14 protein-coding genes and 3 pseudogenes are annotated in these 21,033 nt (G+C 68.8%); 6 read left to right on the top strand and 11 right to left on the bottom strand.

Annotated features, from left to right (window positions below):
• Positions 1–14: 14 nt before the first annotated feature.
• Positions 15–803: pseudogene (locus C1N81_RS37085) on the bottom strand (DMT family transporter); the annotation flags it as partial.
• Positions 804–906: 103 nt separating this feature from the next.
• Here C1N81_RS37085 and C1N81_RS37080 point away from each other — a divergent pair.
• Together C1N81_RS37080 and C1N81_RS37075 are read left to right on the top strand one after the other, a co-directional pair.
• Positions 907–2,331, top strand: a complete 1,425-nt coding sequence (locus C1N81_RS37080) for a MocR-like pyridoxine biosynthesis transcription factor PdxR (protein ID WP_394435764.1) — start codon at positions 907–909, stop codon at positions 2,329–2,331.
• A 60-nt stretch (positions 2,332–2,391) separates the two neighbouring features.
• Positions 2,392–3,150, top strand: a pseudogene (locus tag C1N81_RS37075) (alkaline phosphatase D family protein); the annotation flags it as partial.
• 332 nt (positions 3,151–3,482) lie between these two features.
• On the opposite strand, the gene C1N81_RS37070 reads toward C1N81_RS37075, so the two are convergent.
• Positions 3,483–3,710 carry a hypothetical protein gene (locus C1N81_RS37070; RefSeq protein ID WP_394435763.1) on the bottom strand — a complete coding sequence of 76 codons (228 nt, stop codon included), beginning with the start codon at positions 3,708–3,710 and terminating at the stop codon, positions 3,483–3,485.
• A 100-nt stretch (positions 3,711–3,810) separates the two neighbouring features.
• Here C1N81_RS37070 and C1N81_RS37065 point away from each other — a divergent pair, with 100 nt between their 5' ends.
• On the top strand, positions 3,811–5,016 hold the full coding sequence (locus C1N81_RS37065; protein WP_394435762.1) for a helix-turn-helix transcriptional regulator: 1,206 nt from the start codon (positions 3,811–3,813) through the stop codon (positions 5,014–5,016).
• 291 nt (positions 5,017–5,307) lie between these two features.
• Here C1N81_RS37065 and C1N81_RS37060 read toward each other — a convergent pair whose 3' ends face one another.
• The 8 genes from C1N81_RS37060 to C1N81_RS37025 all read right to left on the bottom strand — a co-directional run bounded on the left by C1N81_RS37060 (position 5,308) and on the right by C1N81_RS37025 (position 17,070).
• The gene (locus C1N81_RS37060) at positions 5,308–10,272 is read right to left on the bottom strand and encodes an aggregation-promoting factor C-terminal-like domain-containing protein (RefSeq protein WP_394435761.1); all 4,965 of its coding nucleotides are present in this window, start codon (positions 10,270–10,272) and stop codon (positions 5,308–5,310) included.
• A complete protein-coding gene (locus tag C1N81_RS37055) occupies positions 10,259–10,522 on the bottom strand; it encodes a hypothetical protein (protein ID WP_394435760.1) in 264 nt (87 codons plus the stop codon). Before C1N81_RS37055 ends, C1N81_RS37060 begins: the two co-directional genes overlap by 14 nt.
• 69 nt (positions 10,523–10,591) lie before the next feature.
• Positions 10,592–10,921: a hypothetical protein gene (locus tag C1N81_RS37050; protein WP_394435759.1), complete on the bottom strand. Its 330-nt coding sequence runs from the start codon at positions 10,919–10,921 to the stop codon at positions 10,592–10,594.
• Positions 10,922–12,266: 1,345 nt separating this feature from the next.
• Positions 12,267–12,491 (bottom strand): hypothetical protein, encoded by a 225-nt coding sequence (locus C1N81_RS37045; protein ID WP_394435758.1) that lies wholly within the window; start codon positions 12,489–12,491, stop codon positions 12,267–12,269.
• Between the two features lie 251 nt (positions 12,492–12,742).
• Entirely contained in the window at positions 12,743–13,615 is an 873-nt protein-coding gene (locus C1N81_RS37040) for a hypothetical protein (RefSeq protein ID WP_394435757.1), read from the bottom strand.
• A gap of 77 nt (positions 13,616–13,692) precedes the next feature.
• Complete coding sequence (locus C1N81_RS37035; protein WP_394435756.1) at positions 13,693–13,953, bottom strand: hypothetical protein; 261 nt, start codon at positions 13,951–13,953, stop codon at positions 13,693–13,695.
• A 909-nt stretch (positions 13,954–14,862) separates the two neighbouring features.
• Positions 14,863–15,372 (bottom strand): hypothetical protein, encoded by a 510-nt coding sequence (locus tag C1N81_RS37030; protein WP_394435755.1) that lies wholly within the window; start codon positions 15,370–15,372, stop codon positions 14,863–14,865.
• A 78-nt stretch (positions 15,373–15,450) separates the two neighbouring features.
• A complete protein-coding gene (locus C1N81_RS37025; protein WP_394435754.1) occupies positions 15,451–17,070 on the bottom strand; it encodes a recombinase family protein in 1,620 nt (539 codons plus the stop codon).
• 25 nt (positions 17,071–17,095) lie between these two features.
• Between C1N81_RS37025 and C1N81_RS37020 the strand changes: the two are divergent.
• Together C1N81_RS37020 and C1N81_RS37015 are read left to right on the top strand one after the other, a co-directional pair.
• Positions 17,096–17,971 (top strand): annotated as a pseudogene (locus C1N81_RS37020) (alkaline phosphatase D family protein); the annotation flags it as partial.
• A gap of 99 nt (positions 17,972–18,070) precedes the next feature.
• Positions 18,071–19,324, top strand: a complete 1,254-nt coding sequence (locus C1N81_RS37015; RefSeq protein WP_394435752.1) for a GNAT family N-acetyltransferase — start codon at positions 18,071–18,073, stop codon at positions 19,322–19,324.
• Here the strand turns inward: C1N81_RS37015 and C1N81_RS37010 are convergent.
• Positions 19,257–20,474 carry a trans-sulfuration enzyme family protein gene (locus C1N81_RS37010; RefSeq protein WP_394435751.1) on the bottom strand — a complete coding sequence of 406 codons (1,218 nt, stop codon included), beginning with the start codon at positions 20,472–20,474 and terminating at the stop codon, positions 19,257–19,259. The two genes, C1N81_RS37015 and C1N81_RS37010, sit on opposite strands and share 68 nt — an antisense overlap.
• A 59-nt stretch (positions 20,475–20,533) precedes the next feature.
• Between C1N81_RS37010 and C1N81_RS37005 the strand changes: the two genes are divergently transcribed.
• Entirely contained in the window at positions 20,534–21,022 is a 489-nt protein-coding gene (locus C1N81_RS37005) for an Lrp/AsnC family transcriptional regulator (protein ID WP_394435750.1), read from the top strand.
• Positions 21,023–21,033: the final 11 nt, after the last annotated feature.

Genomic DNA, 21,033 nt, shown 5'->3' with positions numbered 1-21,033 from the left:
GGCCCGTACGCGCCCGAACCGACCAGCGGCGCGGTGCAGGCGGCGGCGACCGGGATGAGGCCGGAGAAGAGCGTGGCGCGCTCCGCGCCGATCCGCTGCATGCCCATGTACCAGCAGACGAAGCCGATCACGGTGACGATCACGGCCTGCCAGACCAGCGCGGCGCCCTCCCGCCCGTCGGGCACGCGCAGCCAGGAGGCGCCGTCCACGACCAGGCCCACGACGGCCGCCTCCAGCGCGGCGATCCCGCAGACGACGCACGACAGGAGCCGGGGCCCGAGCGGGCGCAGGACGGGCATCGCCAGGACGGCGAAGCCGACCTCGCCCGCGAGGGCGCACACCGAGAACGCGATGCCGGCGGCGTCCGTACGGCCCCATCCCTGCACGGTGAACGCCCCGGCCGCGACGAGCAACGCCCCGTGGAGCACGACCCGTTGCGGGCGCCGTCCGGCCGCGAGCGGCACCATGACGGCGACGAGCACGGGCGCGCAGCCGACGAAGACGCCGGGCACCGCCGGTTCCGCCGTCCGTTCCGCCGCCAGGATCGCGAGGTTGAAGCCGACCATGCCGACCGCCGCCAGCAGGGCGAGGCGCGTCCACCCGCGCGGCGCGAGACGGCGCAGCGGGGCCGTGCCGCCGCGGCCGAGCAGGGGCACAAGGAGCAGGCAGGCGACCCCGTAGCGCAGGAACTGGCCGCCCGCGTACGGATAGTCGCCCAGGAGGCTGTTCGCGGTGAAGGAGCCGCCCACCAGGACGCACGCGAACGCGGCGAGCAGGGAGCCGTTGAGGGACGTGGTCTTCATGGCATCGACGCTAGGGAGGGCGGTGGTCCTGGTGGAGGTCCACTCGGGGGACGGTGTCGGGGACCAATCGGGGCGCGGGCAGGCCCCGTTAGGGTCCGTGCCCATGACGTCTGCGCCGCCCGGCCCGCCCTCCGCCGCCTGGGAGCTGCTGCTGCCCGCCGCCTCCGCCCCGCCACGCGCGCGTGGGCGCTCGTTGCAGGAGGCGCTGCGGGCGGCGGTGCGGTCGGGGCGGCTCGCGCCCGGGACGCGGCTGCCGTCGAGCCGGGATCTGGCGAAGGACCTCGGGGTGTCGCGCGGGCTGATCACGGAGGCGTACGAGCAGCTGGCCGCCGAGGGGTATCTGCGCAGCGGCCGGGGCGCGGGGACGTGGGTCGGCGAGGTGGTCAGGGCCGCCGCTCCCGGCGCCCGGGACCTGGCGCCGCGCCCCGCCGCCGACGTACGGGCCGACTTCGTGGCGGGCAGCCCGGACCTGTCGCTCTTCCCGCGCTCGGCGTGGGCGGCGGCGCAGCGCGGCGTGCTCGCCGAACTCCCCCACCCGGACCTGGGCTATCCGGACCCGCGCGGGCTGCCCCGGCTGCGTACCGCGCTCGCCGAACTGCTCGCGAGGCGGCGCGGGGTGGTGGCGGACCCGGAGCGGATCATCGTCTGTTCCGGCGTGACGCAGGCGGTCACGCTGCTCGGGATCGTGCTCCACGCGCGCGGGCAGGGCGCCATCGGGGTGGAGCGTCCCGGCAGCCCGCAGTACGAGGAGCTGTTCGCGACGGCGGGGCCGCGGGCGGTGCGGCTGCCCCTGGACGACGAGGGGCTCGCCCTGGGCCCCCTGCGGAGGTCGGGGGTGCGGACGGTGGTGGTGACGCCGTCGCACCACTTCCCTTCGGGCATCGCCTACTCGGCGGCGCGCCGGGCCCGCCTCCTGGACTGGGCGCGGGAGGTGGACGGGCTGATCGTCGAGGACGACTACGACGGGGACTTCCGCTACGACCGCGCCCCCGTCGGCGCGCTGCAGGGCCTCGACCCGGACCATGTCGCGTACACGGGCTCGGTGAGCAAGGCGCTGGTGCCGGGGCTCCGGCTCGGCTGGCTCGTCGTGCCCGACGGGCTGGCCGACGAGATCGTGGCGCGCAAGCGCTACATGGACCTCGGCAATCCGGCGCTCGACCAGGCGGTCCTGGCCCGCTTCATCGAGCGCGGCGACCACGACCGGCAGCTGCGCCGCTGCCAGCGCGCCTACAAGGAGCGGCGGGACGCGCTCGTGGCCGCCCTCGCAGCTCAGCTGCCCGGCACCGAGATCTCCGGGATCGCGGCGGGCCTGCACGCCATCGCCACGCTGCCCGCGCGCTGCGGCGCCTCCGAGGACGCCCTCGTGGCACGCCTGGCGGCGTCCGGCGTGGCGGTGCGCCCGCTGGGCCACTACGGCGGCGCGCCCGGCGACCGGGTCTCCCTCGTCCTCGGTTACGCCCATCTGACTCCGGCCCGCGTCACCGAAGGCGTACGCCTTCTGGCGCGCGCCGCCGGCGGCCCTGAATAGTGAACGACCGGCCCGGCGCTCCCCGCCGGCGCCCTCGTCGCAACCGTCACTGGAGGCGTCATGTCGCACCGTCCGCCGAGTCCCCTGCCCGGCCGCCGCGGAGTGCTGCGGGGTTCGCTCGCCGCGTCGGCGGCGCTCGCCCTGCCCCCGGCGGGCGGCGCGGCGGCCCCCGCGTTCGCCTTGTCGGGCCGGCCCCTGGCGGGCTGGGGCGTGCAGAGCGGTGACGTCGGCGCCCACTCGGGCCTGGTGTGGGTCCGCTCGGACCGGCCCGCACGGATGATCGTGGAGACGTCGGCCACCGAGTCGTTCAAGCGGGTGACGAGATGGCGCGGCCCGCTCCTCGGCCCGGACACCGACTTCACCGGCACCACCAGGCTGCGCGGGCTGCCGCCGGGCGAGCAGGTCCACTACCGGGTGGTGCTCGCCGACCCGGACGATCCGCGCCGCACGAGCGCCCCGGTCCCGGGAACGTTCCGCACCGCGCGCGTGGGGCGCAAGGGCGGGGTCCGGTTCCTGTGGTCCGGGGACATCGCGGGCCAGGGCTGGGGCATCAACCCCGACCGCGGCGGCTACCGCGTCTACGAGGACATGCGCGCCCTGGACCCGGACTTCTTCCTGTGCAGCGGCGACACCATCTACGCGGACGGGCCGATCCAGGCGAGCGTGCCGCTGCCCGACGGAAGCGTGTGGCGCAATGTGACGACCGAGGAGAAGTCCAAGGTCGCCGAGGTGCTCGCCGAGTTCCGTGGCAACTTCCGCTACAACCTGCTCGACGCAAGTGTGTGCAACTACGGTTCTAGGAGGAACGCAAAAGCCCCGCCCTCCATGGGGTCCAATCCAGGAGAGGGCGGGGCTCGGTTCGGAGCTAAGCAGGGTGCCGATACAGGCGACGCACGGCACCCTGCCGCCCCTCCCTACCTCCGACGCACGGGCGCCGGAGGTAGGGGTCTATGGGGTTAGAGGCGAGTCGTCGGCCCACTGGAAGTCGCCCAGATCCAGGGCTCTGCCCCAGTGCCACGGGTACGCCGGGTGCGGGGGACGCTGGCACTGGACCTTGACGCCGCTCAGATCCCGGTTGCAGACCGCTTGGTAAATCTCCACGATCTGTGGAGGAATGGGCTCCTCTGCTCCGCAGATGTCGGCGGTCGCAGTCACAGGCTCACCCCCTTAGCGCGGGTGACCGGCGCCTCCGACGTCTGTGCGCGACGCCGCTCGTCGGCGGTTGGGCGGCGCAGGACGCCAGGATCCGCATCCCATTCGCGTCCGCCACCCGGCGGCCGGAGTTGTACGTACGGGCCCTCGTGCCCCATTACGCGGCCCGGCTTATCGCGACGGGTGTCTACGACGAGATCCCACAACCTCAGTTCACTCTTCTCCATCTCTCAGCCCTCCGTGCGTCGCCATTGATCCCAGGATTCCGGCGAGTGAAATGCGGGACTAGTGGCCCCCTGTCGGCCAGATGTCGGCCACTATGGAGAGATGCGCGACGTAATCGGGGCCAACATCAAACGCCTGCGAACCCAGCGAAGTTGGTCACAGGCGGATTTGGCGCGGCGCGTGTGCCTGTGCGCCGGCGTGAGTGGTGATCCCGTCGGCCGCCAGGAGATCAGCCGTTATGAGAACGGGAAACGCTCCCCACGCGAATGGCAGCCCTTCATTGCCCAGGCCTTGGGTGTCACCGTCGACGAGCTACGGACGGAGTATCTTCCGCCCGATCTGGCGCCGCCTTCGCTGGCCGACTACCTGCCCAGCGGAGACCCGCTCGTTGCGCTCCAGGCCCGCAACGGGCGCCGCATCGGGTCCGGCGTCGTCGACGATCTCCGTCAGCGGGTCCACGGCCTCCGCCTGGCGGACGACGTCATCGCCGGCGGGGACCTCATCCGCCCCGCGCTGCGGGAGCTCCGTACGGCTGTGAAGCTGTACCGCGACAGCGTCCACACTGACGACGTGGGGCGCGAGCTACTCCGTCAGATCGGCGAGCTAGCCCAGATCGCCGGATGGATTGCGAGCGACGCCGGGCAGCACGCGGAGGCGGAGCACATCTACAAGCTTGGTATCAGCGCCGCCCGAAAGGCGGGTGACGCAACGCTTGTCGGCAACCTGGCAGGCTCACTCGCCTACCAGTACGCCAACAACGGGCGGGAAGCTGACGGCCTGGCCCTGGCCTCTGCCGCACTCGACGAGGCAGGGACGTCGGCACCGCCTAAAGCTCGCGCGCTCTACCTGGATCGCCTCGCATGGGCCAACGCAAAGATCGGACCGACCAACGCGCAAGCCGCAATGGCGGCGCTTGGAGAGGCGTCCACGGCCCTTGCGGCGGAGGACTCCGGGACTGATTCCCCCGCGTACCTGTACTGGGTGAGCGCAGGGGAACTTCAGATCATGGAATCGCGCGTGTACACGGAGCTGCGCCGCCCCCTCCGCGCCGTTCCGCTGCTCCGCGACGTGCTGAGTCGGTACAACGCGACGCATGTTCGGGAGCTAGCGCTGTATCTGTCGTGGCTCGCGGTAGCACTGGCCGACGCAAACGAGCCGGAAGAGGCCGCAGCCGTCGCCGCGCGAGTCATCGAGATGTCTGCCGACGTTGCCAGTGAACGCACCGCGGAGCGCGTCCATGTCGTCAGGGAGCGCCTGGAGGAGTACCGCGACGTCCCGGAGGTCCGGGCAGTCCTGGATGCGGCTTAGATCGGGAATCCCAGTGCCCGCATCCGACGCCGGTACGACCGCCCGTGCTCAGCCGTGCAGAACCTACGGATCCGCCCGGAGCCGGCCACCTGCGTCAGGGTGGCGCCACAGTGGAGGCAGCCCTCGTCGTGCTGGCTCTTCGCGGTCCTCGTCGTGTCGAACATGGAGCGTCCTCTCGTCAGATCATGGGAACGCCCCCGCGGGCACCATGTCGGCGCTCCGCGGGGGCGTTGAAGTGGGTGGGCCGCTCATCCATGGCGGAGAGCGGCCCGTGTGTGTGCGTGATGTGCGTCAGTAGCGGCCAGCGTTGATGGCCGTAATGGTGGCTGCCTCGTGGACCTCTATGCGGGTGTCCACGATGTCGGTGATCTCGCGGTCCCCGACGAAAACGCGCACGTCGGCGTGGACCTGCGTCGTCCCGCCTCCGCTCTTCGCGGCGCGGATGTCCGACCACTGAGAGCCAGTGAAGACGGGCTCCGGGGAGCCGGTGCCGTTCGCGACGAGGGACAGGCCCGGAGGGAGGTAGCCTCCGTCGTCGTACCAGTGCGGCGAGCGGCTCAGCCACTTCGAATACGCGGCCGACGGGCTTCCGTAGTCGGGCCTGTTCTTGATGTACGACAGACCCCATCGGATCTGCGTCGCGGGGTTGGTTCTCCAGTCGGCACCAGCGCTAGCCATTTTCGCTGCGGGGAGCGCTTGGGGAATGCCGAACGCGCCTGAGCTGGGGTTTCTCGCCTGGTAGTTCCAGTTCGATTCCCCCTCCCACAGCTTCTTCAGGGGGCCGAACTCGCCTTGTCCCCACCCGTAGTTCTTGAGAATGCTCTTCGCGTACTTCTGCGCAGAGCCGACGGCAGTGGCGTTGCCTCCGCCTCCGCCCGTCAGGAACTTCATGGGGTCGACTGCTCTGCCACCGAGTCGCGCCTCCAGGTGGAGGTGCGGACCAGAGACGTTGCCCGTCGCACCGGAGCGGCCGATCACCTCGCCCTGCTTCACCTTGTCGCCGACCTTCGTCATGATCGACGAGAGGTGGGCGTACAAGGACTGCAAGCCGGCGGAGTGCTGCACCAAGATGTGGTTGCCGTACGGCCCGGAGCTCGATGTGTTGAGTACCTGGCCGTCCATGACGGCGCGCACGGCGGTTCCGACTGCCGCAGGGAAGTCGAGTCCGGTGTGGTGGCCGCTGGACCACATCTTCCCGGCCTTGCCGAAGGGCGTCCCGAAGGGGGCGTTGATCGGCTTCGTCCACAACCCGCCGTAGCTGAAGTCGCCGACGAACATCGACTTAGCGGCGCTGATCAGGGTGTCCCGCGCGGACGAAATCCACTTCCGCGGGGCCTTGCCGACCATCTTCCCCCAGTCACCGGAGCCGGCGACGCCAGGGGCGATGGAGTTGACGACGGGCGTCATCAGCTTGTCCCACGTCGAGCCAGGGTTAGCGACCATGTCCGCGCCGGCCTGGCCCCAGGAGAACGCCTTCCCGAAGGTGTCTTTCAGCTTTCCGAGGATGCCACCGCCTTCGAGGAGCTGAGTTCCCGCAGCCTGGTGAAGAGCGAGGGCGCGGCTCCTGTACTTCGGATCCGTCGGGATGACGTATTCCGGGTAGCGGGGATTGCCTTCGCCGACGATGGCCGTCGGCCTGTTCGTCTTCATCGGAGCCGCCACGCCCCAGCCGTCGCCGACGGTGCCACCCGCTTCAAGGAACTTGATCGGCTTAGGCGGGGCCGGAAGCGGATCCATTCCGACGGCACCAGCGACCTTATCCCACACGACCTTCAGGCCCTTGCCGTACACATCCTGAATTACGAAGTTGATGGGCGTCGCAGTGATATTGGCGATGCGCTTCCAGTGTTTCTCTGTCGCCTCCTTTGCTGTCTTGAAGGCCAGAGAGACCAGTTCAAGCCCTCGCTTCAGCTTGTCGAAGGCAGGCTTGATGTGCTGGTCGTAGACACGAGGAATCAGAATCGCCATCGCGTCCATGACGGGCTTTACGGCCTTGTCGTAGAGCCACTTGAATATTCCGCCGACGTCCTTCAGGATGTCGATCAGGAAGCCGAAGTAGCGCTTTCCGACGTTCCTCCACCAATACGCGATGATGTCGCCGAGGAACCCAAAGATTGGAGCCCATACGTTCTGCCAGAGCCAACCGAGAGTTTCAGCGATCTTCTTCCATATGTCGATCAAGGCACCGAAGTACGGCTTCAGGATCGTCGTCCAGAGCCAGGTCACGACGGTTCCGAGAGCCCCGTACGCTTCCTGCATGTATCCGAAGTACGGCTTCAGGATGTTGTCGTAGAACCAGACGACATTGCCGCTCCACCATTCGAAGAACGGCTTCAAGACGGTTTCCCAGAGCCACGACGTGACGACCTGGATCTGTGCCCACGTCTCCTTCACGACGTCGCGGAACCACGGGAACTTGTTCCACGCGATGACCACAATCGCAATGAGCGCGACAATGGCGGCGATAACGAGGCCGATTGGGTTCGCGTCCATCGCGATGTTGAGCAGCCACATAGCGGCTGTCCAAATGCGTGTGACGACGATGATTCCCCAGATCATCTCGATTAGCCACGGCGCATTCGTCGCAACTACCGAGATGCCTTCGGCGATAGCGCCGATAACGTCGAGCACGGGGCCTGACAGCGGGGCCAGTGCCTTGCCGATGTCGAAGAATGCACCGGCTACCTTGCCGAGTGCGGAGGCGAGTTTCGGGCCCGTCCTACTGGCGTATTCGAGGAACTTCTCAAACTCGGGAGAGCCTTTGAGCCCCGTCCCCCAGTCCGCGAACCGGCCGGTTATGCGTTGCATGGTCGTCGAGATGTCGCCCATCCGCGGGAGGAAGGCGTCGATGACGCCTGCCATGCCTTTGAGCGTGTTCCCGAAGGCCACCCCTAGCCCAGTTACCGCCGGCTTCGCGCCGTCGTTGATGTCGTGGCGGAAGTCCTTCCAGAACGGCGTTCTGAGTTCCTTCGACGCACGGTCCTGGAGGTCGCCCACGGCATCCGCCGTATTCGTGACGAGAGGCGACAGTCCCGGGAGTGCGTTCTTCAGCCCGTCGACGGCTCGCGTGAAGATGGGCAAGACTCGGGGCTGTAGCGACCTCTGCCACACGTCGAATGCGGACTTCAGTCCCTTGGGCCCGGCAATGGAGTCGTAGAGATCCCTCTGCGCCGGCGTCAGTTTCGCGAGCGCACGCTGATACTCGTCCGACTTCGTCACCGCTTGCGCGGTCGTGTTGACGGACGAGAGGCGCGCAGACTCGATGCCTCGCTCCGCAGATGCCACCTGCTCCGCAGCCTGAACCTGCGCGTTGGACGCGTTCGTCACGGCGTCGGCCACGGCGCGCTGAGCGTCGGCAACGGCCTGCGCAGACTCCGTCTGTGCCCGCGCGGCCTCGCGGTTGGCGTCGGCGACGGCCTTCGTCTGGTCCTGCACGTTGCGCTGAGCGGAGGCGACTTGATCCGCGGCACGCTTGACGTCGGCGTTGCCTTCGACGCCCGCCTTCCGCTGCTCGTCGGCCGACTTCTGGAGGTCAGCAAGATCCTTCTTTTGCTGTGTCGCCGCCTGCGTCGCCTGGTCTAGGGAGAGCTGAGCGCGCTCCTTCTGGAGGTCGGACGCCTTCGGGTCGGCCATGACGCGCTGAAGTTCGAGCTGCGCCTCCTGGACGCGGAGCGTCGCGTCACGCTGATCAAGCGAGCCCTGCGCTAGGCGCTCGTCCAGGTCGCGGAGTTGGTCGGCCGCACTCTTGCGGGCCTGCGTGAGGTCGTCCTCAGCCTGCCTCGCAGCCTTCTTTGCGTCGGAGAGGGACCTTTCCGCCCGCTCGACGTTCTCCGCGGCCTGGCGGCGCTGTTCCATCGCACGCGCGGCTGCCTGGCCGAGAGAGCGCTCAGCGTCCTCTACCTGCCTGTTCGCCTGCGCGGTGGACTGCGCCGCTTGACGTCGAGCAGAGGCGAGTGCCTGTTGCGCAGACGTCATCTGTAGGGCTTGCTGTGCAGCCTTGACCGACTCCGCGGCGCCGTTGGACGTCGCTCGCGACGCCTCGTCGGTGGCAGCTTTCTGGAGCTGCATGACGTTCGTGACGCTCTTGATCGCGGGGACGGCGACGAGCGCCATCGCTCCGAGTCCCGCGCCCGCAGCGACGCCGGCGGAGGCGACTGCCCCCAGTCCTGCGGCGATGACGGGAAGCGCCGGTATAGCTGCAACTCCACCCACCGCTATGGCCAGTTGAAGGAGAGCGGCCGTTGCCTGCGCCGCGTTGACGCGGACGTTGATCCGTACGTCGTCGCGATCCAGGGAGTTGACCATCGCGTGCACGGCCGCGAGTTGCGACTCCGCGGCGCCGGCGTCGACGCGAACGGCGATGTCAGCGTCAGAGGCAGAGAGCTCCTGGAGTTGGGTCCGCAGAGCCGCGACCTTCGCGAGCGCCTCCGTCGAGGAGACGTCGATCCCGATCCGCTTCTCTCCGAGCGCCGCGAGCTCCGCGCGAACGCGCGCTATGGCGACGTCTGCGGGCGTGCTGTCGGCCGTCAGGTTGATCGCGGGGAGGGAAGCCTCCGCAGCCTTGACGGAGGCCCGGAGCTTGGCTCCGAGCGCCCCCTCCACCTCCACGCGCAGGCGCGTCGGATCTGCGGTGAGTACCGCGATTTCCTCGCGCATTTGCGCGATTGCGGCGCGGGCAGTCGCCGTGTCCGCCCGGATCTGGATATTCGGGTGACTCGCTCCTAGCCGGCGGAGTTCCTCGTCGACGGCGTCCATTTCGGCAATGGCAGCGCCAGTGGTTACGTCGACGCCGATTGTCTTGTTGGAGAGCGTTTCCAGGCGCGCCCGAAGGCGGGCGATATCCGCGTCCACGCCTGTATCACCGATGCGTACATTCGCCTTCGGGAGGGAGCGGAACGCTGCCTCCAAACGCGACTTAAACGAGCGGGCAAACGCTCCGCCAACGTCGTTCCCCTGGCGTTGCGCGGACGTTCTCGCCCGTTGTCCGCCGTTGCGTATTGCGTTGGGAAGTGCACCGGAAATCTGTCGCCCCATCGCGTCGCCGATAGCGTCGCCAAGAGCATTTCCGATGCGCTGCCCGTCGCCGACGAGGGATGCCCGCATGGTCTCTGCCATGCGGTCACCAAGCTTCTCACCTGCGTCGATACCGACTCGGTCAGCCGCGGGGAGGACGGCTTGTTTCAGCTTGGTATGGAAGTTCGGGGTGATAGGAACGACGTCGACGCCGACGCCTCCGACAATGTCAAGATCCGGCATAGAACGCTCCCAAGAGCGAGCCGATTTCCTCGGGGTGCGTTCTCGCGTTCAGGATTTCGGCCGCGTCGTCGAATGCCCGATACGCCTCCGCCGTCTCCGGCGTTGGCGGCGCCATCGCTAGTTTGGACTTCAGGTAAACGAAGTCAGAACAGGCGCTTCCGCAGTAAACGGCGGGCAACGCCATATCGCGGACTAGGACTAGCTCGACGTGAAAGGAGCAACCCTCCCGCGCGCAGATATCTTCACTCATGAGTTCCTCCGGAGGGCATGAAAAAGGCCCCGGGCGCGTCCGCCAGGGGCCGTGAATTGGGTGGTGTCGTCAGGGGCGAGCATTACGGCGATGCCGCGTCGCAGCTCCTACCGGATCCGTATGGACGATCCATCGGGAGCCGTCGATGATCTGAACTCCGTGGACCGGGTCGCCGCCCGACGTTCGTCGGTCGAGGATCTCCGCGGCCTGCATGAGCGTCGCGGCCTGGCGTGCGTCGCCGTTGTGCGCCGCGTGCTTCGCAGCGATGTCCCAGTGCCGGCACCAGGCGCTGCACCAGCCGGTGTACGTCTTCTGCCCCCTGTTGTCCCGCCTGTGCCAGCGAGGCAGGGAGCAGCCGGCGCGCGGGCAGGTGGGCGGCCGACGGGAGTCGGTGGTCATGGGGTGTCCTCTCGTATGTTCCCAGAAAGCAAATCGGTTACGGTTAGTCACGCCAGACCAGCGGCTTTACGATTCCCTATCAGGAACGGTGCAACGATTCTTCGTCTGAGCCCCTCCCGCTTCCCGCGCGCGATGGATCGCGCCGGCATCGCGGGAGGGGCTCCAGGAGGCGCTACAGGGGCTCTCAGAGGGCCTCTGAGGGGCTCTGAAGTCGACCTCTAACCGGTTGCCAGACAGCGTGAACTAGCACCCTTCCGGTGCTCGTGGTGATCAAGTGGGGTTACCGGGGTGGGTCTTTGCAGGTCAGACGCGGTGTCGGTGATCACCGAGCGTCGGCCGTCCCGCAGGGCCGCAAGCGGCTGCCTCGCTCAGGCCAGCTCGCGCGGCGTACTCGCGGCGTGCGTCGAGCCAGCGTCGCCAGGCGCGTGGCACAAGCGGTGAGTTGAAGCCGTCGCGTGAAACGACTAGCGCTTCCTCGTCCGTCAGCCACGACCACACGACGCACGGTGTGCGTAGCTCCGCAGGGCAGGCAGCACTACCCATGACGGGCGCCAGCGCCGCATCCCTGCGTGCCAGCATGGCGTCACGCCGTGCGCTCATGCGGCGCCACCTGGCAATGCATGCAACTCGCCTGTGCGCGTGTCTACTTCTTCCATCTGCCACCCCAGCGTGCGCATACCTGCGGGGCTGAGGCCGAGGTGATCGGCCAAGTGCCGTGCCTCCTGCGCCAGTCCAGCGGTCGCACGGCCGCTGAGGGACTGACAGACAACCTGCACGTACAGCGCGACGATAGGGACGTACGCGTCGTGCCACTGTGTGGCCTGCGGTGACTCCCACAGGTCCGCCCACATCGTCGCCTCTGCCTCGCCCCACGCTCGCCCTGTCGGCATGTCGGGAACGGGGAGGTCGCAGCCTGAGAGGGGGAGGACAACAAGGCCAACGCGAGACTGTTTCCCGCCCTCCCTGTGCGTACGGCTGTACGGACGCGTGGGGTCTCTTCGTGGCCCCGGGGTAACCATGGTTCCTCCTGTGCTTGGATGTTGACGCCGAGAACCGGGTACACTCCTGATGTACGGGCGGGTGATTCGTCCCCGCCTACGACCGGACCCCGCCGGCCCGCTGGACCCCACGGGGACGCTCACAAGCAGTGAGCCGCAACCGCATTCGCCCGCGGTGGGGTCCGTCCACGTCAGGCCCTCCGCATTCGCAGCAAGGGTCAGCATGGGTTCCCTGCTTCTCAGCGGCCTCACGGCCGTGTTCATGTCTATCGCCGCACCGCTTGGCCAGCACATAGCTGATGCCATCTGGCAGCGAACACGTCAGTGGTGGGCAGCGCTTCGACGGACTAACCCTGACCGACACTCGATACATGGTCGACGCGCACTGTGTGTACCTTGCTGGCGACGGTCACGGTCAGGACGTCGGGGTACTCCGTGACGCCCCACAGGCCTGTGGTCGTCGCATAGGCCAGCGTCCCCGTGAGGCTCTGGCCTCCGACAAGGTTCACAACTGCGCTCTGACCGTTCAAAGCCAGGGCTCGCGTCTTCATTGCCTGCGTGTAGTCGATCATGGGTTCCTCCTAGAGTCGGCCGGTGCGGCATCGACGCAAGTACGCCTGCCCTGCGGCTGTTTCGGTCCAGTGCACTCCGCTGTCATAGAAGCCTGGAGGCTGGTAGGCGGCCGGCGCAGGGGACGGCACGTCGACACGTCGGCCCACCGCGCCAGGCGTTGGAGGCTGTACGGCAGGAGCCGCGCCGTCATGCGTCGCTCGGTACCGTGCTGCGCCTGCCTCCAGGCCCGACGTGCTTCCTCGTACGTCGCTCACTGCGCCCCCATGAAGCTCAGTTGCGGCGCCGTGGCGTGCTCGGGGTTTGTCGACGGCTGGTAAGTCAGCGGCGGTAGGACAGTGGGGCTGATGTCAACGACGTCGTCAGCACCCGCCATGACGTCGACAAGCGGTTCCGCTTCCGTCTGTACGTCCTCGTAGGACGTCGGTACGTACCCGGCACCGCTCTTCGCGACAAAGGCGAGATACTCCAGGGTGTACGCGCCAGAGCGCATGACGTCGCGAACGTGCTCGGGGATGTCGTCCGCCCGCATATCGCGAAGCTCGCCGAAGCCGGCACGCTGCCACTGCCCCAACTGTGCGCGGCGGTCCATGCCTGCGACGGCGCCGAGTACGTCCCACTGTGCCGACTTGATGTTGCCGTAGTCTTGGAGAAGCGCCTTCAGGCGTCGCCAGGCGCCTTGCACGTCCGCGCCCGCTTCGAGGGCTTCCTCCGCGGTCGTGACGTCGCCCAGTGTCTCGCTTGCGCTCTTCGCGTCAGCGAGTACCTTCGTCAGCCGCCCGTGGAGGTACTCCAGGACGTCAACCGCGAAGAGGTCGCGGGTGCTCTCCGCGGTTTCCTTAGCACGCTGCTCCAGGATGTTCAGGGCAACCGCCTCCGCCTCCCACACGACGGCGTCAGCGTGAGCCTTGGCAGCGTCCTTCGCGAACGAGGACGACCACTTGCCGGAGCCCTGGAAGGCATCGATAGCGGCGCGCTGTACGCCCGCCAGAGCCTCCCCAGGGTTCATCCCGCGGGGGAAGTCCCGACGCAGCTTGACGGCCGCCTCGTAGCGCTCCTGCGCCTCCGCGACTTCGGGTACGGTCGCCCACGCCCCGCGGAGTTCGGGGTTCGTGCTGTTCCTCATGCTGTGCCCTCTCTAGAAACACGTCAGGCCCGTAACCACCCTGGCTACGGGCCCTGTTGCAGTCGCCTGTGCGGCCGTCACGCGGCCTGCCACTGGGGTTGGGTCTCGAAGTACGCGGAGCGCTCTGAACGGCGCTCACGCACGCGCTGAAGGATCTCGTCGGCCGACGCTGCGTATCGCTCGCGCTCCGCACGGTTCACGCAATCTCGACACCTCCGTTTCAGCCCTTGCGCGCTCATGGCGTCGCGATGGAAGAACTCCGCCGATAGCGGGAAGGCATCGCCGCAGGCGTTGCAGAGCCGTGTGCCGGCCCGGGATGGGATGGGTACGTCGATCACCGCGCCTCCTGTCCTGTCAATCTGTCGGTGAATGGCAAAAAGAGAGTCGTCCCCCACCCGTGCGACGTCACGGAGCATCACGACTCGGGAAGGGCCGGTGCTACAACGCGACGCCTTGCGCGCACGGGTGGGGAACCTGCACGACCGTCGGAGGAGAGCGACGACGTGCATCACGGGCGCCTTCGACGGCCGAGAGGAGGAGGCCGGAGGCGCCACGGAGGGGAGGGACTTCCACGGCCCATAGCTCGCGAAGAAGCCCTCACTTTCTTTATGTCGTAAGAATGTCGGTCGGGATCATCGACGTTCTATGCCGACCTGCGGTTTTCCGAAAAGCTACAAATGAGCTTTGCCTAGACTTTACCTAAGCTTCCTCTGACGGCGCATGGCCACTCCGTGTAACCGATGCGACCGTGGGTGTGCTGGAACCCCTGGAGACGCCATGCGGCCACACGTCACCCTGAGGCGCTATCGGGGCCCGGTTGATACTCCGGGGCCACAAGGACCCGCGAAGCGCCCAGACGGGCACGCAGGGCCCTTCTCGCGCCTCCTGCGCCTCGTCGCCCTCCGTCGGTATGCCTCGCCCGCCCCGTCGACGAGGGTCGCGTCAAACTTGAGTGCAAACTGCCAAACTAAACGGCATTTTCACTTTCTCTCTATGCGCGTTAGAAGAAAGTTGAGATAGGGCTCTAGTTTGGCAGTTTGGGAGAACGCGCAGGTCAGGAGGGGTGCAGGTCTGGCCAGACTGGCGCGGGTTTGTCGACGACGGGGCCGACGAGGGAAGCGGACGAGGTTCCTCCGCCCTGAATGTCCGTTTCCGCGCTCGCGCCGCTTCCTCGACGAGGCACCCCCGTACGCGACGAACCCCGCCCCCAGAGGTCCCGGGGCGGGGTTTCCGTCACACTGAGTTAGCTAAGCGGCGAGCGGGACGCGGTGAGTAGGCGCCGTCGCGTGCTCCAGCCCCGCGCGGCAACCCGGGTGAAGCGGCACCCACGTGGTTCCGTGCTCGACGACGTCCAAGTCCTCCATGTCGTTCCACTCGAAGCACCACGCGCACGCCGACTCTTCGCGGCACTCAGCGCACCACACGGCGCCGTCGTCGCCCCTGACGGTACGAACCGACTGGACCTGTCCGCAGTCGCACGTGTCGACGTCCTCCGCGGCCTGCGGCTCGTAGACGGGGATCCCGGCGAGCAGGGCCTCCGCGACGAGGAGGAGGCCCACACGGTCGCGCAGCGACGTCGACGGCGTCATGCAGTAGACGGCGTCGAAGTCGGTGACACGGTGCTCGTTGTGGGTGGCGTAGGTGGCAGGGGCGCCGAGTTCCGTTGCGACGCTGAGGCCGTAGGCGCGGAGGCGCTCGACGTCTGCGGGGGTGCCGACAGGGGCGACGACGAGAACGGGGCGGGCGAGCTGTGCCATGATTGTCTCTCCTCTGTTGAGGACGAGAGCCCCGTGATCTGTCCAGGATGCTGCGGGGCTCTTGCCGTTGGTTCGGTTCTAGATGCTGGTCTCTGCCGTGATCCACTCAACGTTGATTCGGTCCCGCGCGGGAGTCCTGTCGCCGCGACCCTTGGCCGGGATTGCGCGCAGACGCTTGACCGTCAGCGTCAGGAGGATTCGCTTCGTCGCCAGGTCCGCGGCGTCCCACGCCTCCGCCAGATCTTCCGGCTCCAAGAGAGGCGAGAGATCCGCCCCCCGGGACAGGTCCGCGATCTCTGCCCGAAGCGACGCTAGCTGTCCGTCAAGGGCCGCTTTGAGCGTCTGATAACGCTGCTCCCCCTCGTCGCCAGGGAAGGCGCCCGTGACGTAGTAGGCCGTGTCCAGCTTGTTACGACGGTCGGAGATACCGTCAATCGCGGCTTTCGCCTCGTGTAGACGCAGCCGGCGTGACGGGTCCTGATGTCCGTACCACTCGCGGGCAATCTTCATGAGGACATCGACGTCCCCCGGGTCGTTGGGGTCCAGCGTGGGAACCCACGTCTGCCACCGCTCGGTTACGGCGTCGTCAGCGTCCGGAGCGTCGATGTAGAGACCCTGACAGGCGCCCGGCCCACTTTCGGCGCGGAGGAGACACCGGTACTGCCCGCCGGCGCGCGTCATCGTCCCCTCGCAGCGACCGCATCGGATGATCCCCGTCAAGAGAGACCGCGCTTGACGCGCTCCTCGTCGCTTGCCCGCCTTGCCACTGTTCGTGAACCCTGGCGTCAACTCCATCGTGCGTGAGTTCAGAGCGGCGACAATGCGGAGGCGCTCCTCAGGCGTGACTACACCCTCCCCTACGCTCACAGGAGTACCGTCGAGCCCTAGGACGACTTCCCCCGTCGGCCGCCAACGCTCACGCCCCGTCGTCGGATCCTCCACCCGCTCCTTTCGGTGCATGAGCCCCGCAATGCCGGGGGTCCGCGCCCAAGCTGCGACTGTGGACGCCCGCCACGTCTTACCGCGCCGCGTGACGTGACCTGCGGTCGTCAACCACATAGCGACGCTTAGTGCGGAATTGCCCGACATCAGCCGCTCCGCCATCTCCCGCGCGATGGGGTACTCGTCAGGGTGCCTGACAAGCTGCGCGGCGCGTCGACGAGAGTCGTCGGGATAGAGACGCTGAGACTTCAGGCCGTACGGCGCGGGGCCTCCCGGCCAGTGCCCCAGAGGGCGGTGCGCCTCCTTACCGATGCGGGTACGTACGCCGATGTTGATTGCTTCAGAGCGCGCTTGCTCTGCGGCCACGGCGAAGATGATTCGGTGGTTGGGATTACGTGAGTCCAGCCCGTCGACATGGGCCCTCAGAGCCGCGCCCATTCTCTCGAAGTCGTCGAGGACGATTCCGACGTGACCCATTCCCCGCCGGCTTAGGCGGTCCAGCTTGTACACCCACAGCTCCCCCGTTTCACGGGCGAGCACTGCGGCGATAGCGGCGTCAAACTCCTCACGCTTGACACCGCGCTTCGAGGCGCTCACTTCCTCGCGCCAAACCTTGCGGACCGTCTTACCGTCTGCCTCAATCGCCTTGCGGAGGACGTTCTCGTGCGCGTCCAACGTCGCCTTGTCGTCCATCAGCGTGGAGCGCCGAAGGAAGATGTCGGCAACTCCCGACGAATCCGCCGTCGTTGTTGTCATGGGAGAACCGTAGTTGAACGCGTTCGTGGACGCCAACGTCCGCCGGTTCAACGCCCAGGTCCCCACCATCACCCAATGGGACGACCACGAGGTGCACAACAACTGGTACCCGGGCCAGATCCTGGCCGACGCCCGCTACACCGAGAAGCGCACGGACGTGCTCGCCGCCCGCTCGCTGCGCGCGTTCAGCGAGTACTTCCCGATCTCGACACTGCCGCCCGGCGACCCGGACGGGCGGGTGTACCGGGTGCTGCGCCAGGGGCCGCTGCTCGACGTGTTCGTCCTGGACATGCGCGCGTACCGCAACGCCAACTCGCCGAACCGGCAGCCCGACGACACGACGGGCATCCTGGGCGCCACACAACTCGCGTGGCTGAAAACCGAGTTGTCGCGCTCCCGCGCGGTGTGGAAGGTGATCGCCTCCGACATGCCGCTCGGCCTGGTCGTGGCGGACGGGGCGGTGAACTTCGAGGCCGTGGCGCAGGGCGACCCGGGCGCGCCGCTCGGCCGGGAGCTGCAGATCGCCGAGCTGTTGCGGCACATCAAGCACCGGCGGATCACGGGCACCCTGTGGCTCACGACCGATGTGCACTACACCTCGGCGCAGCACTACGAGCCGGAGCGGGCCGCCTTCCAGGACTTCGCGCCGTTCTGGGAGTTCGTGTCGGGCCCGCTGGCCGCGGGCGGCTACCCGGCGGCGAAGCTCGACGGGACGTTCGGGCCGCGGCAGGTGTTCATCAAGGCGCCCACGCGCGCGAACACCTCACCTGCCGAGACGCCGCCCTACTTCGGCGAGGTCGACATCGACGGCGGCAGCGGCGAGTTGACCGTGCGGTTGCGGCAGGAGGGCGGCGACGTGCTGTTCGCGCGGACGCTCCAGCCGGGCCGCGTCGGACAGTGACCCGTCCCAGTGGTTCAAAACGGGCATAGGAGGGCGCTCTTTACCCATCGGTCACAGACCGTTCGCGGTCACGCAACACCGTTCCTTCACAGTGGACGCATGAGTCGAAACATGTCTGATGTGACCTGCGGGACGACCGACCGGCGCGACGGAGCCGCCCGCAGCAAGCGCGGTGCCCTGGTGGCGAGGGCCACCCAATGGTGGTCACGCCGCCAGGGCCACGCGCCTCCGGCCGAACCCGATACGACCGGCACCCCGCCGGACACGGCGGCGAGCGCCCTGTGGCGGATGCGGACGACCGTGCGCGACGAGCCCGGCACCCTCGCCGCGCTGTGCACGTCCCTGGCCGAGCGCCGCGTCGACATCCTCAGCCTCCAGACCCACCCCCTCGCCGACGGCACCATGGACGAGTTCCTGCTGCGCGCCCCGCAGGAGCTGCCCGCCGCCGACCTGGCCCGGGCCGCGGAGGAGGCCGGCGGCACCGGTACCTGGATCGAGCGCGCCGACGCCCACGACCTGGTGGACGCCCCCACCCGCATCCTCAGCCTCGCCACCCGCACCGCCCTGGACGCGGCCGAACTGCCGCTCGCGCTGCGCCAGTTGCTCGGCCGGTGCACCATCAGGTCGCTGCCCGCGCCGACGGCGGCCGGTGCGGCGGACCCGGCCGAGGGCGGTTTCGAGGAGACCGTGATGCGGCTGCGGACGCCGGAGGGCGGCACCCTCACCGTGGAGCGGCCGTACCTGCCGTTCACGCCGACGGAGTTCGCGCGGGCCCGCGCCCTCGTCGACCTTGACGCGCGCCTCGGCCCGCGCGTGCCGCGCGGCAAGCACGTCCTCACCCTGCCCGAGGGCACCGACATCACCCTGCGCCGGGCCGACCCGACGGACCTGGCCGCGGCGAAGGCGATGCACGAGCGCTGCTCGCCGCAGACGCTCGGCAAGCGGTACCACGGCCCCGTCCGCGACGCGGACCGCTACCTCGACCACCTGCTCAGCCCCCGCTACGGCCGCACCCTCGCCGCGCGGACCGCCTCCGGGCGCGTCGTCGCCCTCGGCCACCTGCTGTGGGACGGCGACGAGACCGAGATCGCGCTGCTCGTGGAGGACGACTGGCAGCGCCGCGGCATCGGCGCCCAGCTCCTGCGCCGCCTGGTCGCGCTGGCGGGCGAGGCGGACTGCCGGAGCGTGTACGCGGTCACGCAGGCGTCCAACACGGGCATGGTGGCGGCGATGCGCGGGCTCGGCCTGCCCCTCGACTACCAGATCGAGGAGGGCACGCTGGTCATCACCGCGCAGCTCGCGGCGACAGCGGCGGCGTCCCCGGCACCGTACGAAGAGGCCGAACAGCGCTGAGGCCGCCGCGCGGAGGACCCGCGCCGAGCGCCCGGTCGAGATCGGCCCACAGGTCCTCGACGTCCTCCAGGCCGACGGAGAGCCGCAGCAGCTTGTCGTCGACGCCCGCCGCCCTGCGGTCCTCGGCGGCGACGACACGGTGGCTGATCGAGGCCGGGTGCTGGATGAGCGAGTCGACGCTGCCGAGGCTCACCGCGGGCGTGACCAGGCCGACGCCCGCGATCACCGCGTGCGGGTCGCCCGCGACCTCGAAGGCGATCATGGCGCCGCCGATCCGGGGGTAGTGGACGCGGGTGACGCGCGGGTCGGCGGCGAGGCGCCGGGCCAGTTCGGCGGCGGTCTCGGAGGCGGCTCGGACCCGGACCGGCAGCGTCGCCAGGCCGCGAAGCAACAGGTATCCGGCGAGCGGGTGGAGGACGCCGCCGGTCGCGAACCGCACCTTGCGCAGTTCCCGCGCGAACAGTTCGTCGCACGCGACCACACCGCCGAGGACGTCCCCGTGCCCGCCGAGGTACTTGGTCGCGCTGTGCAGCACGAGCCGCGCGCCGCTCTCCAGCGGCCGTTGCAGGACCGGCGTCGCGAAGGTGTTGTCGACGAGCAGCGGCACCGCGCCGCAGGCGTGCACCAGCGCCCGTAGATCCACTTCGGCGAGGGTCGGGTTGGCCGGGGACTCCACCATGACCAGACCGGTGTCGGGCCGGATCGCGTCCGCGACGCCCGCCGGGTCGGTCCAGGTCACCTCCGAGCCGAGGGCGCCCGCGGTGAGGAGGTGGTCGCTGCACCCGTAGAGCGGCCGGACCGCGACGACATGGCGCAGGCCCGCCGCGAGCCGCGCGAGGAGGACGGCGGTCAGCGCCGCCATGCCGCTCGCGAACGCGACCGCGGTGTCGGTCCCCTCCAGGCGGGCGAGGGCCGTCTCGAAGCGGGCGACGGTCGGGTTGGAGAGCCGCCCGTAGACCGGCGGCCCGTCGTCGACGACGCCATGGGCGGCGAACAGGTCGACGCGGGCGGCCTCGGCGCGGCTGTCGGCCGACGGGTACGTGGTGGACAGGTCGATGGGCGCGGCGTGCAGCCCGAGAGCGGCGAGGTCTTCGCGTCCCGCGTGCACCGCCTCGGTGGCGAGGGCCCGTGGGCGGAGGGTGTCGTCCATGCGCCCAGACTGAACAGCGGGCGGGGTGCACGCCACAACTCCCGTGCTACGTTCGGCCGATGACCGATTCCGTCGTACTCGATCCGGTCGACCTGGAGATCCTGCGGCTCCTTCAGAACGATGCCCGCACCACCTACCGTGACCTCGCCGCGCAGGTCGGGGTTGCGCCCTCGACCTGTCTTGACCGGGTGGCCCGGCTGCGCCGCTCGGGGGTCGTCCTCGGGCACGTCCTGCGCCTGGACCCGGCGAAGCTGGGGCGCGGCCTCCAGGCCCTGCTCTCGGTGCAGGTGCGGCCGCACCGCAGGGAGCTGGTCGGCCCGTTCGTGGAGCGGATCAGGGCACTGCCCGAAGCCCGTACGGTCTTCCATCTGACCGGGCCCGACGACTACCTGGTGCATGTCGCCGTGCGGGACATGGCGGATCTGCAGCGGCTCGTCCTGGACGAGTTCACGGCGCGGCGCGAGGTGGCGCGGGTCGAGACCCGGCTCATCTTCCAGCAGTGGGAGTGCGGGCCGCTGCTGCCGCCCGAGGGTGACGCCGCCACCTGACACGTAGAAGG

Source organism: Streptomyces sp. SGAir0957 (assembly GCF_043523415.1).
The sequence above is the reverse complement of the archived record's forward strand: the minus strand, read 5'-3'. Positions and strand labels throughout refer to the sequence as shown.

Bases quoted from the DNA above. Each gene is read 5' to 3' on its own strand.
- C1N81_RS37080 (WP_394435764.1), top strand. From the start codon at position 907: ATGACGTCTGCGCCGCCCGGCCCGCCCTCCGCCGCCTGGGAGCTGCTG.
- C1N81_RS37070 (WP_394435763.1), bottom strand. From the start codon at position 3,710: ATGGAGAAGAGTGAACTGAGGTTGTGGGATCTCGTCGTAGACACCCGT.
- C1N81_RS37065 (WP_394435762.1), top strand. From the start codon at position 3,811: ATGCGCGACGTAATCGGGGCCAACATCAAACGCCTGCGAACCCAGCGA.
- C1N81_RS37060 (WP_394435761.1), bottom strand. From the start codon at position 10,272: ATGCCGGATCTTGACATTGTCGGAGGCGTCGGCGTCGACGTCGTTCCT.
- C1N81_RS37055 (WP_394435760.1), bottom strand. From the start codon at position 10,522: ATGAGTGAAGATATCTGCGCGCGGGAGGGTTGCTCCTTTCACGTCGAG.
- C1N81_RS37050 (WP_394435759.1), bottom strand. From the start codon at position 10,921: ATGACCACCGACTCCCGTCGGCCGCCCACCTGCCCGCGCGCCGGCTGC.
- C1N81_RS37045 (WP_394435758.1), bottom strand. From the start codon at position 12,491: ATGATCGACTACACGCAGGCAATGAAGACGCGAGCCCTGGCTTTGAAC.
- C1N81_RS37040 (WP_394435757.1), bottom strand. From the start codon at position 13,615: ATGAGGAACAGCACGAACCCCGAACTCCGCGGGGCGTGGGCGACCGTA.
- C1N81_RS37030 (WP_394435755.1), bottom strand. From the start codon at position 15,372: ATGGCACAGCTCGCCCGCCCCGTTCTCGTCGTCGCCCCTGTCGGCACC.
- C1N81_RS37025 (WP_394435754.1), bottom strand. From the start codon at position 17,070: ATGACAACAACGACGGCGGATTCGTCGGGAGTTGCCGACATCTTCCTT.
- C1N81_RS37015 (WP_394435752.1), top strand. From the start codon at position 18,071: ATGAGTCGAAACATGTCTGATGTGACCTGCGGGACGACCGACCGGCGC.
- C1N81_RS37010 (WP_394435751.1), bottom strand. From the start codon at position 20,474: ATGGACGACACCCTCCGCCCACGGGCCCTCGCCACCGAGGCGGTGCAC.
- C1N81_RS37005 (WP_394435750.1), top strand. From the start codon at position 20,534: ATGACCGATTCCGTCGTACTCGATCCGGTCGACCTGGAGATCCTGCGG.